Raw genomic sequence first — 13,821 nt, 5'->3', positions numbered from 1 at the left:
AAGGTCAGACCACATAATTTACCTATTTTCTTACTAAGACCTTGGACTAATTCTATTAGCAAAACAAAGTATCTAACAATATGGTTTTCTCTATATAACATATAGGGAGTACTTATATTATTCAGTGGAATGATCTTATAGTTTCAACCTATAGAACGTATAGAAAATATAGAATTGTTGATATACTTCGGTTTCAATATTATAAGGGCATGCGATGAGCTTCGAGATACGGCGAACTTATTAACTAGTTAGTTCGAATACGTCGTAAAACTAATAAACGAAAGTAGGGATTCTACATGCTTTATGACAAATGATTTGCTTACCGCAGATAGTTCAGCCATCATCCTTATCGACCATCAACAACCACAAATGTTAAATGGCATGCAAAGTGCCGATCAGATTCAAGAAGTTCTTCCTTAGCAATCGTGGAAAGACGAAAAATTTTAGCTACAGTCAAAAAGACTGGCCGCAATACTTTTTTATGGCTGCATTGTGGACAGAAGTATACCTTGCTTTCCCCACACTGTCAGCAATTAGGGACGGTTACGAAGTATGCATTGTAACAGACGCTTCGGCTGGGACATACTGTTCTATTATTTCAATATAAAAGGAGCTAATAACCATGAAAAAATTACTTACAAGCCGCGTAACAACTCTAGCACTTTTAACTGCTGTCGTATCGGCAAGCACATTCGGATCAATTCTCGTTGCAAAGATAGAAAGAGCTGATGCTAGTTCACCTGTCATTCAAGCAAAGGCGGTTCCGTCTCCTAGATTGCTGACGCCAACGAACCATACCTTGCTCATGATCGACCATCAACCGCAAATGGCATTTGGTACATCATCGATTGACATTCAGGAATTGCGCAATAACGTGACCGGACTTGCCAAAGCAGCTAAAGCTTTCAAGGTGCCGACCATTCTGACTACTGTTGCTTCAGAGTCGTTCAGCGGACCGATTTTCCCGGAAATCCAAGCGGTTTTCCCTGAGCAGAAGCCAATTGACCGCACAACGATGAATGCTTGGGAAGATAAACGAGTTGTGGATAAAGTAAACAGCTATGGTAATAAAAAGCTTGTCGTTTCTGGTCTATGGACAGAGGTTTGCGACTTATCAGCTGTGCTTTCCGCGATCGATCAAGGATATGAAGTATACATCGTAACCGATACTTCAGGCGGTGTCTCAAAAGAAGCGCACGATATGGCCATTGAGCGCATGATTCAAGCAGGCGCGGCACCAATCACTTGGGAACAGTACCTACTGGAACTGCAACGCGACTGGGCACGTTCCGAAACGTACAAAGCGACAACAGATATTGCAAAAGAACACGGCGGCGCATACGGTCTAGGTATTATTTACTCGCAAGAAATGTTCGGCGGTAGTGAGGGACACTAATCAATTAGCAGAAAAAATTCACGAAGTAAGAAATTACTTCGTGAATTTTTTTATAACTCCAATTGATTGATTCGAATAAGTATAACATTCAAGATACTAGGAGTCACAGACAATATGAAAAAGCGCTTATCACTCCTAAGCGGTAATTAATAAAATACGTCAAGGAAAGGAAGTAGATTAGTGACACTATTCCAAGTAGACGAATGGCTGGACGAATACAATGATTATATGCTGCTCTATAAATTGTTCGGTGATCAAACTTATTTAAATGAAGTAGAAGAAATAATGAAGAGCATGGAAAAATATGTTGGTAGAATGCTAATGCATGAAAAATTCAAATTTGCATTATAGAAGGCAAGGTTAGGTTCACTAAGCTTTCGGGAAAAACGTCTGATGAACTTTTGAATATGAACGTTTTTAGGCAACCGGAGAGAGGGTAACCTAGCCAACATAAACTGGGGAGTATGTGGAGCTGAAAGGTTCATCTTATTGCTTGGCGTGTAAATGATTTTGACTACCACACAAAATGGCAGAAGGAAGTCTGCGCAAAGGATTCCGGACTACAACTGAACTTAGTTTGCACTATTCTACATTCTCCATGGTCTCATGAAGAGGCATTAAACTTCAGACAATAATTCGAATGAGGGATTTATATTGTACTCGGAATTGACGCGCAGAGTATGCAATTGCAGCTAGCGGCTGCAGACAATTTAGAGCGTACGTATCAGGTACGTACCTCGCTTCTGCAACAAGCCAATTGAGAAATTCATGCGGTTGATAGATATTTTTAGGCTATGTGAACTGTACTACTAAGAGGAATTTGAAGACTATTTAGGGCGAGGGATTGGGCAAAGCTACAGTTTCAAGATTGCCCCCTTCCTAAGATTGGTACAAAATCGGTGCAACGAACATGAGTTGTATGACAAAAAGCAATAGGTTTTCTTTCCTCACGCAGACTTTACTCTTAGCTTAATGCCCTGTTTCTAGTAGTAAGTCCGCTCATCTCAATACCCTCTCTTTTGATTAAACTGCTGGAACATGGTTTCCACAAGTAGGGGCGATCCCTTTTAGCGAGTTACAGACCCCAGGAGAACGTCCGATCAGCCCAGGGCTACTGAGAAATACACCACCAAGACAAAAGTGTTCAACCAGTAAAAACTGGTTGACCTCATAATACGATAGAGAACGATAGTTCAATTAAACCGCCAACGCGATTTTCCATTCCCCCGTCCCCCGTCTTGCCCTAGCCGCTGCTCGACATCTTGTGCTCTGGGCTAACCAGTGTTCCAGCTCCGCGTATCGAGAAGCGGATTCTTCATATTTTCAGACCACACACATAGTGTTCCCAACGCACCAACCCTAAAATCTAGCAACCCTCACCTGAAATCTAGCGGATATATTATATGACGGGTTCTTTCATATAATGTTTACAAAGCCCAGCAATAATACGATACGCTCATCACCACCACACAAGGCGCCTCCTTGGTGGGTAATATCGGAAACGACAACGACGAGGGATTCGACGGTGTAAAAAGCCATGAATCGCCGGTATAGCTCCGATCGCAGGCGGAATCGCGATGATTTGCTGCTTAATGAAATCGTGGAATCAACGCTCGTAGAGAATGAACAGCTTTATGCTTTTCCGCGGCGTTCATGGCAAATATCTTAGCAAGCAGAACAATCGTCTGACTTGCCCGACATGCGGCTATCAACAATTCGCGCTGCGCTTCGCAAACTGCTCTCTCGGAAGATTGGGAAAGTAAGCAGGGGCATAGGGGGAGAGGGACGGGGGTGGCGCAGCATACCGCGGCCCTCCCTCCTTCACTCCACTTCGCTCAGCTCGCTCGGTCCGGACATACGATTAATGAACGAACTGGGTTTCTAATCTGGATTAACTAAGGGGGGGATACACTGTGGAATTACGCCAGCTTGAATATTTTATTCATGTTTGCAAATCAGGAAGCTTCACCAAAGCTAAAGAAGAATTAGGTGTGACTCAGCCTACGCTAAGTCAGCAAATTCGGGTTTTGGAAGATGAGTATAATATTCAATTGTTCGATCGGGTAAGTAGGGGAGTTGAAGTAACGGAAGCGGGAAAAATTCTCTTGAATAAGGGCAACGCTATTATGAATCTTCTTGAAGAGGCGCGAAATGAAATAGATGGCCGAAACAATAAATCTAGAGAAACAATTTCTATTGGATGTTGTCCTGCTGAACTTGAATATCTTGCTCCTTACTTCATGAGATTTCACCAAAAATACCCGAATATTTTATTAAAAATTATCGATGCAGAGGATGCCGAGAATAAAGTTTTGAAACAAAGGGTAGACATTGGAATCACTGCATATCCGGTTTCTGATATTTCGGTCATTTCGACTCATTTGTATAGACAAGAAATGGCGCTATTAATTCACTCAGAACATCCTTTGGCCGATAAATCTTCGATTTCATTTCGATCTTTGAAGCAAATGAAATCGATCATGTTCCGAGAACAAAACAAATCATTAATTGATATGTATTGTTTCTCTTGTGGGTTTACCTTGAAGTCGATAATAGAAACGTCCTCCACTTCAGTATTGATTCATTGGGTTCGTCATGGACTTGGAGCAGCTCTTATACCAACATCTTTGCTCGAAAGTCTAAGGGACGATTCTTTGCGTATTGTCAAATTAGAAGGCCATATTCCTTGTTGGGATATATCTCTTGTATATCTTAATTCCGTTACTACGAAGCTTACGTCACGAATATTCATTCAAGAGATGGAATCATATGTAAGAGAGGCTGAGGTGAATCTTTCATGTTCAGGCAATTAGAATGTTTCATTCAAATTTGCAAAGAAGGAAGTTTTACTAAGGCTGCAGAAGTTTTAATGATTTCTCAACCTTCTTTAAGTCAACAGATCCGTTTTTTAGAGGTAGAAGTTGGAACCCCTTTGTTCGAGAGAGTTGGTAGAGGGGTAAAGATTACAGCTGACGGGGAAATACTTTACGAAAAAGCCCTTTCCGTGATGAGGCTCATTGAAGAATCGAAAAAAGAAACTTACGAGTTACGCTATTCTCGGGTAAATAAACTTTCGATAGGCATTTCGCCCATGGACTTTTTTTGTTTAATACCTCGTTTTTTGAAATTCCATGAACAGTATCCTGACATTACATTAAAATTTTCCAGTGTAGAAAATACATCACAGCAATTATTGAATAGTAGTATTGATATTGGCATTACCGACAAATATAATCCAAACAAAGAAATTCATCTGATGCACCTGTATAAAGAAGAACAAGCATTGGTCGTTTATGCGGATCATCCATGGGCAGATCGAACCTTTGTTTCTTTTCGAGAGCTAGAAGATTTAGAATCATCCTTATTTGTTGGTGATATAAGTTTAATCGAGCATCTTCATTCATTCAGCACTAAAATCGCTAAATCCTTACAATCAAAATTTGAGTCGACTTCCACGGCAATTCTTCTTTCTATGGTACTGCAAAAGATGGGGGTAGCTATTTTACCTGCTTCTTTAATTGAAAACTTTTCTCAGCAATTGAAAATGATCCGTCTCGTAGATCCAACGCCTGTTCGTGAGATCAAGCTTATTTTTAAAAAGTATCATGACAATAATCCTTCTGTTCAGAAATGTATCAATTTTTTTCTAGAATAATCAAAAAAGTGGCAGACCACGGCCATAGCAAATAGGGCGATTATGAAGCTTAAACGCTCCTACTCCAACCCCTATTGAAACCTTTACCGAAAAAGAAAAGATACAATCGAACGTTCATAAATAAGTGTCTACTTAGCTGACAGAAGACCAGCCCGATACATTGGTACATATGGAACAAGCCGTGTTAAAAAGGCCGTATTGGTAGCTGGGATTCCTCAGTTTTTTCCTCAAATCCGCAGAGCATCCGGAAGGAGGTCTGGATGAAGCGACCATTCAAGGATTCCAAGAAAAAAGATCGAGTTTCCTTCCTTAACGACTTCACTCATAACTTCTATAAAGTATGCAACAGAACCGACCTCGTCAGCGAATCCTATCGTTTGCCTTGAAATCGCTTCTTTCGCTTCTCCCAAACGGACGCTGGATCGCGTTGCTGCTTTCGGCAGTACCGGCTTACGAAGTGATTTGGTTAGATTCGATATCCCGTTTTCCGTTGATTTTTATCCATGGGCCAATCTGATGCGATTGTTGGATTGCAGCAAGCCGCCAGCTCTCCCATGAAGCGCTTAAAGGCAGCCAGCTAGTTAATATTAAAGGTGGACCGCATAGCTTAAATGCGACTCACACTGATTAATTCAAGTACCGTAATGAAAATTATACTTCGGTAATGAAGCTGGGAGTCCTGGAACCATTAATAACACATACATCATACCGGTAGGCACACTTGATATTTCGAAAGAGCGTCTTACGACGCTGGAGATTATGAATCATAACTAGAACATCATAGCTAATGAAAGCGAGCCAAGACGAAGGAATATTTCCTTGTCTTGCTCGCTTATTCGAGTTGGCGGCGTAGGAAAACAGAAATAGAGTAACCCCACCTCAAAATGTAAGCCTTTTACTTCCCTTTGCTTGCAATAACCTTTATACTAGCAGTAAATTGAGGCTACTGAACAGCGTAATCCTTTTTTTATTGTAATATATTACATTAATAAAATATTAAATTCATCGTTCACAGCCGAAGGAGAATTATTAATGGATAAAATGCGTAAATCAGCAATGCTGTTACTAACACTGATGATGTGTTGGACGTTAGCGGCTTGTGCTGGGAACACTGGCGCATCGAGCAATGGCACTTCTGAGGTTCATACGAACTTCAACGCCAAGCTTAAGGAGGCAGATGCTTCTCAAACGAAGCCTTCTCCGGATGAGCCTGCCTGGAAGCTGGACACGACACCGATTACGTTTGACTGGTATATCAATTTCGATTGGTTCACCGGCAAGTGGGGAGGAAACGCCGTTTCCGATTATATAACAAAGAAGACGGGCGTCAGCTTGAACTTTATCGTGCCTGCTGGCGACGCCGGCGAGAAGCTCAACACGATGATGGCAGCAAGGTCGCTCCCTGACTTCATCACGCTAGGCTGGTACGAGGATTCCGTGCTGAAGATGATCAAGGGAGATATGGTGCTTCCATTGAATGAGCTAGCGGATCAGTATGATCCTTATTTCTTTAAAGTCGCAGACCCCGCGAAGCTTAGCTGGTATACACAGGCTGACGGCAATGTGTATGGCTACCCGAATGCATCTTCATCCCCTGCGGATTATCGGAAATATGGTCAGCTTTTTACGTCTAATCAGACCTTTGTTGTTCGGAAAGACATGTATGAAGCACTTGGGAAGCCGGATATGAGCACGCCGGAAGGGTTTCTCGGCGCGCTGAAAGCTGCGAAGGAGAAGTTTCCGGAAGTGGACGGCCAGCCGCTCATTCCGATCGGCCTGCATGAATTTACGGAAACCGGCAACTATTCGCTGGAAGCGTATCTTCAGAACTTCCTAGCAATTCCGCAGCAGAAAAACGGCAAACTGTACGACCGTCGAAGCGATCCAACCTATCTGAAATGGCTGAAGGTGTTCCGCCAAGCGAATGAGGACGGGCTGATGCCGACAGATGTCTATATTGATGAAAAACGACTGGAAAAGGATGAAAAAATATCGCAAGGGCGCTATTTTGCCATGCTGTATCAGTGGTCTGATTTTACAGAGATTAACCAAGCGTTGTATCAGAAGGACCCGAATAAGGTGTATATCGCGATTGATGGTCCGGCGAATGATGCGCATGATGCGCCAACACTTGCAGGAAATGGCATCTCCGGTTGGACGGTGACGCTCATCTCGAAGAACGTCAAGGATAAGAAGCGGGCAATTGCCTTCCTTAGCTATTTGCTCAGCGAAGAGGGAAACAAGGATCTGTACTTAGGAGAGAAGGGCGTTACCTACGATACGATAGACGGCAAGGATCAATTCCTGCCCGAGGTCATGCATCTGCTCAACACCGACCGCAATGTGTTTGATAGCAAATATGGCAGTTCTTATATGTACTGGATGCTAATGGATACGAACATGAAACTAGCATGGATGACGGGGATGGATGCTGAGCCTGCCAAACAAATTACCGATTGGACGAGGGGCAAGACGATCAGCATGAGCGAGTTCGACAATCTGGATCCGGACCCGACGACGAAGGAAGGTATTGCGGATGGCCAAAACGTGCGGCTCTGGGCCGAGACGCTGCCGAAGCTGCTGATGTCCAAGTCGGATTCTGAATTCGATCAACTGTTCACCGAATTCATGAACAGAATTACCGAGGATCCCGAGTATGAAGCCATCGTAGCTAGCCGCCAAGCAGCCTATGAACGAAATGTACAGAAGCTGAAGTCGTCGCTCAATCAATAGTTCTATAGAGGAAGCAGTAGGATGTGAAGCAGGAGATGGGATTCGCTGCAATCCGTCGGTTATTGGGGATACGTGCATTTACGTTTAAACTATCGCTTCAAGTCAAACTGATTTTGTCATTTGTGTTCGTTATCATCATACCGGTTGTTCTATTCTCCTGGTATACGCTCAATGAAGAGTCGGCCAAGGCAATGAAAGAATTGACGAAGAACAACGAGAATGCGCTGGCGGTCGAGAAGACGAACATTGAAAATAACATGGAGCTGATGGGATGGACCGGTCAGCTTGCGTTATCCAATCGGGAAATGAACGATTATCTGCAAATTGAACAAATTCAGGATGCAGAGCGTGTTCTTCATATTAAGTATAATGTGGTCAACAGCTTTCAATATTTTCTGTTCAACAATCCACGAATTGCGAATGTCCGGTTGTTCACGGACAACCCTTATGTGAATGAGATTTGGCCAGTCATCCTACAGGAATCACGTATTCAGGACAAGCCTTGGCATGATGAGGTGATGAAGCAGAGCGGTTTGCCCTGGTGGGAGATACAGGAGAACGTCACCCTCACCGGTGCGCCATCCGAAACATCGCTGAATGAGCCTTTCATGACGTATTTGCAGGAATTCAAATACGCGGACAGCGCAACACATAACGGGATTCTAGAGATATCGATGAAGCTGTCGAATTTCTTCTCCCGAACGTTCAGTAGTGTGCAGGACATGAACTCCCAACTGATCGTAGTAGCAAGGAGCGGACAGGTATTCAGCTTAAAGGCTTCACCTGTGTTCGAGCAGCACAGCGCGGAGCAATTGATGAACAGCGTGAATCTGACGAGTAATACAGATTGCGAGACGGTACAGTTCAAGGTTAATGGGCAGTCCTACTTGGCATCTCAGATCTACATTCCATCGATCGACGTACATCTGGTCAATATGGTTAGTCTTGCGGACACGTTGGAAGGCATTCATCATTCGAGAGTTCGTTATATTTTACTCATTTCGCTACTAGCGGCATTTCTCGTACTGCTGTCTTACTCGATGCAGGCGATGATTTTGCGCAGGCTTAAGGCGTTAAGAGAATCGATGAAACAGGTAAGAAGCGGTAACTTCGACGTCGAGCTGCCGCCGATTACCGGTACCGATGAGGTAGGAGAGCTGGGCTTGCATTACCGCAAGCTCATCCTGAAGATTAACGAGCTCATTCAAGAGCAGGCAGCTAGGCAGGCGGCAGGCAAAGAAGCCGAGCTTCGGGCGCTGAAGAACCAGATCGATTCCCACTTCCTCTACAATACGCTGGAGAACGTCAAGATGCTGGCGGAGATCGAAGGGCAGTTCCTTATATCGGACATAATGACCTCGCTAGGCGGTATGATGCGGTATTCGATGGAATGGAAGCGGGATCACGTGATGCTTAGCGATGAGATTCAGCAGCTCCAGCATTATGTAGCCGTCATGAACATCCGTTATGATGGAAGACTTGATCTCCGATTGTCGATTGCACCGGAATGCCTCAAGCAGGAATCGCTCAAAATGTCACTGCAGCCCGCAGTAGAGAATGCAATCAAGCATGGGATGAGCCGCATGCATTCCAGCGACGGAAATCTTGTCATTACGATCTCTGCCGTCCGTCGTGATCAAGCTTGTGTCATAGAGATCATTGACAACGGCTGCGGCATACCGCAAGAGAAGCTGGGCTTATTGAATCGAATGCTCCGAATGGAAGAGTCCGCTTACCAAGATGTCCGGCAATTATTCGTTCGCAAAAATAACCAGGAAAGCAATGGAATCGGTCTGCGTAATGTGGACCAACGCCTAGTGATGAGCTATGGGACGGAATATGGGATTCAGATCGAGAGTCAGGAAGGAAGCTATACACGCATAATGATGAATTTGCCGTATCGGGTCATGGAAGGGGGATTAGACATCTATGATTAGCTTGCTGATCGTCGACGACGAGAAGATCATTCGGAGGGGCTTGCAATCGGTGATTGAGAGGCAGTTTCCTAATCTGTTCAACTACCGATTTGCCGAGAATGGACAAGAGGCGCTGGAGCTGCTTAGCCAGGAGCCTGCGGATATTATGTTCACAGATATCCGAATGCCAATTATGGATGGGATCGAACTGCTCGAGCAACTGCAAGAGAATCCTGTAAGGCCCGAGATTGTACTGCTGTCTGGCTATAATGAGTTCGTATATGCGCAGAAAGCGATTCGCTTTGCTGTGAAGGATTATCTCGTAAAGCCTGTGGTGCGGGAGGAGTTGTTTGCCGTCCTGGAGCGAATGATGCGGGACATAAGGATGAGAGAAGAGCAAGCAGACAAGGCGGGTGAAGATGCCAGCATTGTTGCTGCCGAGCTAGTTACCCAGCATTTGACCCAGAAGGATGTGGGTGATGCGATAACACAGAACAAGCTGAAGCAGGCCGGCTTTAGCTTGTTGGATGCTGGATATACGTTGGGCTTGCTTACGCGACACGGTGGAGGATCACAGCCTAGCAGTACGGATGCTGCTTCTTTCAGGAATCAAATCGCTGAGCTGTTACAAGGGCATATGGATTGGATGCTCACGCGTGATGGAGAAGGCGGAACGATTATGATCGTACGCGATCCGGTTATGTTCTACCAGCTGTCGGAACGGTGGAAGTTGAGTGTATATGAGTCGCAGCTGCGAATCGCGATTAGCGAGTCTGTTCAAGGGATAGAGCAGATAAGGTGGGCATACAGCCAAGCGAAGCAAACCTTGAAATACAGTATTGTGCTTCCAGAACTCGATGTGTTGGACTACACCAGCATAAGTGAGCGCAATGAGCGGCATGCCGTTCCTGTTGTGTTGATTCAACGATTATCGAATCTGATGGGAATGGGACGCGGGAACGAAATGAAACAGCTTCTCGATCAAATCCTAGATGTTCGTATTATTAGCTGCTGTGAAATCGGCTACCTGGAACGGATCAGTCAGTTGCTCAATGAAGAGCTGTTCGACAAGGTGTTCCGCATCTACGGAAATAGAGTGCTTGGCTTATTAAGGCCGTACGCCTGTGTTGGCCATATCGGGAATTTCGATCGATTTGAACATTATTACGCAGCTGTTGAGCAGCTTCTCGATAGTCTGGATCGGTTCATCCAAGATCGGAGAGAGCAAGCGCCGACGGAACAAAATACGATGCAAAAAGTTCTCACCTACTTGCAGACGCATTATGCCGACAATTTGAACATGGCGGTCGTGTCCAACCATTTCTCACTCAATTACTCGTATTTCAGCCATGCCTTCCAAGAATATAGCGGTGAGAGTTTCTCGAACTATGTTCGCCGGTTAAGGCTGGACAAGGCGAAGGAACTGCTGGTGCACTCCGATTTGAAGGTGTATGAAATCAGTGATCAGGTTGGATTCGAAAATGTGAAGCATTTTACGAGAATATTCAAGGATACCGAAGGCATTACAGCCCTGGAATTCCGAAGCCAGCGAAGGTTGTTTGAAACCCAAGTATGAGCAAAAATTGCACTAAACTTAGCGGGACCCTCAAATCATGCGACTACACCTATAATCGGTAATAAATTGGACACTGAAGCGAGAAACTATATTCGAATCCTAAACCAGTTAAAGTCTCCCAGACTTAATAAGTTAACGGTTTTTAAATCACTTGCTTTATCATGCATTAAGAATTGCATAGCGTAGTGGAAAAGGCTACCAGAAACCTTTCTGTCTTGTCGAGAACGTTCTTTTCAAAGATCTCTTGAGGGGCTCTGCCCTGCATGTATTGGTCGATATATACATAGCCTGAACACCTGAACTGTGACCCGTTTCATGTGGCCAAAGAACGAGTCCATGGGAGCATTATCCCAGCAATTACCCCTGCGAGACATGGATTGCTTGAGGCCATCCTTGGTGATGAGCAGCCGCGTTTTGGAGTGCGTGTAGTGCATACCATGATCAGCGTGCAGAATGGTTTCAAGGTGAATGTTTCCGTCCATTTTCTCTAACAGACGGTGATGCGTCCGTTCGACAAGCGAAAGCTCGAGCGTGGCTGCGACGTAGTCGACAAGTATTTGTCCGGTGGCCCCCGGGATAACATCAATGACGCCTTAGCCCAAATGCCCGAAGAATGGTACGGTAGATGTTCTCGTAGCGCCTGGAAGGCTTAAGCGTTTCTCTGCCTCTCGAACGCTACGAGATTTTTTAGCAAGTCCACCTGTGATTCCAGTTGGTTGATCTTCGCCTTTGCTCTAGTTTAAAAGAATAATGGCCCAATAGAGGGTCATTTTTTCAAAGTGTCCTTCTTATGGGTCACAGTTTCCCCCTTTTCATCAATTCTATGGGTACTAGTTTATTTAACTCTCCTCTTTACTCCAATATGAAAAGTCTCGAAAGCGCTCTATATAAAGTAACTGATTATTCCCGTAACTGTTCATTCATTTAGTATTAAGGAAGTGAATCAAAGCGGTATTGAATTCTTCAGGGTGAGTCGCGTTCAAACCATGTGGTCCACCTTCAATTACAACGAGTTGACTGCCTGCAACAGCTTCGTGGGAAAGTTGACCGCTTACCTCAAGCGTCACAATCGCATCGGAATCGCCATGGATAACAAGCAATGGGATATCAAATTTCGCCAAATCGCCACGGAAATCCGTCCGGCCGAAGGCATCAGTACAATCCAGCGTCCCCTTTGGCGATGCATAAGAGGCAATATCAAGGTTGTAAGCTCGGAAGGACTCGCTGACCAGGTCAGTTCTATCCCCTGCTTTAAAGAAATTGTGAGTGAAGCCGTCAAGGAAGGCGACACGGTCTTTTTTCAAACCATCTTGGAAGCCCTTAATGGTGGCTTCATCCAGGCCACCTTCCGGGTGCTCGGCAGATTTATAAAAGAACGGCGGAACCGCAGCAGCCAACACGGCTTTTTTGACACGGCTTGTTCCGTATGTGCCAACGTAACGGGCAACCTCTCCGCCACCCATCGAAAATCCGACCAGTGTCACGTCCTTAAGGTCTAGATGTTCAATTAGCTTATGGAGATCCATTGCAAACGTATCATAGTCGTAACCGTTCCACGGTTGAGAGGATTGTCCGAATCCGCGGCGGTCATAGGTAATCACGCGGTAACCTGCATCGATGAGCGCTGGAACTTGACTCTCCCACGAGCGCCCGCTCAGTGGCCAGCCATGGATCAAAACTACAGGTTTGCCTGCTCCAAGATCCTCAAAATACAATTCAATGGGTTGCCCGTTTTCCGTTCCGACTGTTAATTTAGCCATGCTCCATACTTCACTCCTTTAGAATTGGTTTGGGTTTAGTACACTCACTTTAGGCATATTCCACAAGCTAAGAGAGTCAAAATTAAACTGTCCTTTTTGGGTTGAATATTACTCATGTCCACCAAACATCGTTTGAGCATAAACAATACCCGCACCATAGGCACCACCATGTTGCATAGCAATCTCCATGACTGCATCATACGTTTCTTGATGTGCCCAATCGCGTTGATACTCAAGAAGAACAGACATCCAAGTAACAGGAATTGCTCCCGCTTGTATCATGCGTTGAACGGCTATGTCATGTGCCTCCGTGGTAGTCCCACCTGAAGCGTCCGTTACAATGTATACTTCATATCCATCTTTAATGGCTGAAACTGTAGGGAAAGCCAGACAAACTTCCGTCCAAAGAGCTGCCATAACCAGCTTCTTACGACCTGTTTTTTTCACGGCCGACACGAAGTTTTCGTCTTCCCAAGAGTTCATGTTTGTACGGTCAATCGGTTTTTGATGGGGAAAAACATCTTGAATATGCGGATGAATAGGACCTGAAAATGATTCAGCAGCAACAGTCGTAAGAATAATTGGTGCATTAAAAACTTTAGCCGTTTTTGCAAGTGCAACCGTATTGCTAATGATAGTTTGGCGATCGGCACTTTGTACACCAAATAGCATTTGGGGCTGATGGTCTACAAGAATAATTGCAGAGTTATCAGCCGTAAGTAAATCTGTCTTCCCGTTAAACATACTAAGATCCCTACCTTTTCCGGATATGATTACAACCGTCC

At 44.6% G+C, this 13,821-nt stretch carries 10 protein-coding genes and 2 pseudogenes; 9 read left to right on the top strand and 3 right to left on the bottom strand.

Annotated elements, in window-relative coordinates:
* Positions 1-303: 303 nt before the first annotated feature.
* From HI950_RS37200 to HI950_RS29910, 9 genes and pseudogenes are all read left to right on the top strand, one after another.
* Positions 304-583 (top strand): annotated as a pseudogene (locus HI950_RS37200) (cysteine hydrolase family protein); the annotation flags it as partial.
* Between the two features lie 39 nt (positions 584-622).
* Positions 623-1,396, top strand: a complete 774-nt coding sequence (locus tag HI950_RS29935; protein ID WP_169089596.1) for a hydrolase — start codon at positions 623-625, stop codon at positions 1,394-1,396.
* A 1,537-nt stretch (positions 1,397-2,933) separates the two neighbouring features.
* Positions 2,934-3,065, top strand: a complete 132-nt coding sequence (locus tag HI950_RS36560) for a hypothetical protein (RefSeq protein WP_262985742.1) — start codon at positions 2,934-2,936, stop codon at positions 3,063-3,065.
* 244 nt (positions 3,066-3,309) lie between these two features.
* Entirely contained in the window at positions 3,310-4,209 is a 900-nt protein-coding gene (locus HI950_RS29930) for a LysR family transcriptional regulator (RefSeq protein ID WP_169089594.1), read from the top strand.
* Positions 4,194-5,051, top strand: coding sequence for a LysR family transcriptional regulator (locus tag HI950_RS29925; RefSeq protein ID WP_169089592.1), 858 nt, complete (start codon positions 4,194-4,196; stop codon positions 5,049-5,051). The genes HI950_RS29930 and HI950_RS29925 overlap by 16 nt, the downstream gene beginning before the upstream one ends.
* 260 nt (positions 5,052-5,311) lie before the next feature.
* Positions 5,312-5,437, top strand: coding sequence for a hypothetical protein (locus HI950_RS36555; RefSeq protein ID WP_262985741.1), 126 nt, complete (start codon positions 5,312-5,314; stop codon positions 5,435-5,437).
* A 646-nt stretch (positions 5,438-6,083) separates the two neighbouring features.
* On the top strand, positions 6,084-7,784 hold the full coding sequence (locus tag HI950_RS29920) for a type 2 periplasmic-binding domain-containing protein (RefSeq protein ID WP_223285599.1): 1,701 nt from the start codon (positions 6,084-6,086) through the stop codon (positions 7,782-7,784).
* A gap of 35 nt (positions 7,785-7,819) precedes the next feature.
* The gene (locus HI950_RS29915) at positions 7,820-9,721 is read left to right on the top strand and encodes a sensor histidine kinase (RefSeq protein ID WP_169089697.1); all 1,902 of its coding nucleotides are present in this window, start codon (positions 7,820-7,822) and stop codon (positions 9,719-9,721) included.
* Positions 9,714-11,276: a response regulator gene (locus HI950_RS29910; protein WP_169089590.1), complete on the top strand. Its 1,563-nt coding sequence runs from the start codon at positions 9,714-9,716 to the stop codon at positions 11,274-11,276. The genes HI950_RS29915 and HI950_RS29910 overlap by 8 nt, the downstream gene beginning before the upstream one ends.
* 311 nt (positions 11,277-11,587) lie before the next feature.
* On the opposite strand, the pseudogene HI950_RS37195 reads toward HI950_RS29910, so the two are convergent.
* From HI950_RS37195 to HI950_RS29895, 3 genes and pseudogenes are all read right to left on the bottom strand, one after another.
* Positions 11,588-11,731: pseudogene (locus HI950_RS37195) on the bottom strand (IS3 family transposase); the annotation flags it as partial.
* Between the two features lie 465 nt (positions 11,732-12,196).
* Positions 12,197-13,036 (bottom strand): alpha/beta fold hydrolase, encoded by an 840-nt coding sequence (locus tag HI950_RS29900; RefSeq protein WP_169089588.1) that lies wholly within the window; start codon positions 13,034-13,036, stop codon positions 12,197-12,199.
* Positions 13,037-13,144: 108 nt separating this feature from the next.
* The gene (locus HI950_RS29895; protein ID WP_169089586.1) at positions 13,145-13,780 is read right to left on the bottom strand and encodes a hydrolase; all 636 of its coding nucleotides are present in this window, start codon (positions 13,778-13,780) and stop codon (positions 13,145-13,147) included.
* Positions 13,781-13,821: the final 41 nt, after the last annotated feature.

The organism is Paenibacillus sp. PL91 (assembly GCF_012935325.2).
In the GTDB taxonomy this organism is placed as follows: domain Bacteria; phylum Bacillota; class Bacilli; order Paenibacillales; family Paenibacillaceae; genus Pristimantibacillus.
This window is presented reverse-complemented; position numbering and strand designations above follow the sequence as displayed.

Coding starts and splice junctions, on each gene's coding strand:
- HI950_RS29935 (WP_169089596.1), top strand. CDS start 623: ATGAAAAAATTACTTACAAGCCGCGTAACAACTCTAGCACTTTTAACT.
- HI950_RS36560 (WP_262985742.1), top strand. CDS start 2,934: ATGAATCGCCGGTATAGCTCCGATCGCAGGCGGAATCGCGATGATTTG.
- HI950_RS29925 (WP_169089592.1), top strand. CDS start 4,194: ATGTTCAGGCAATTAGAATGTTTCATTCAAATTTGCAAAGAAGGAAGT.
- HI950_RS36555 (WP_262985741.1), top strand. CDS start 5,312: ATGAAGCGACCATTCAAGGATTCCAAGAAAAAAGATCGAGTTTCCTTC.
- HI950_RS29920 (WP_223285599.1), top strand. CDS start 6,084: ATGGATAAAATGCGTAAATCAGCAATGCTGTTACTAACACTGATGATG.
- HI950_RS29915 (WP_169089697.1), top strand. CDS start 7,820: ATGGGATTCGCTGCAATCCGTCGGTTATTGGGGATACGTGCATTTACG.
- HI950_RS29910 (WP_169089590.1), top strand. CDS start 9,714: ATGATTAGCTTGCTGATCGTCGACGACGAGAAGATCATTCGGAGGGGC.
- HI950_RS29900 (WP_169089588.1), bottom strand. CDS start 13,036: ATGGCTAAATTAACAGTCGGAACGGAAAACGGGCAACCCATTGAATTG.
- HI950_RS29895 (WP_169089586.1), bottom strand. CDS start 13,780: ATGTTTAACGGGAAGACAGATTTACTTACGGCTGATAACTCTGCAATT.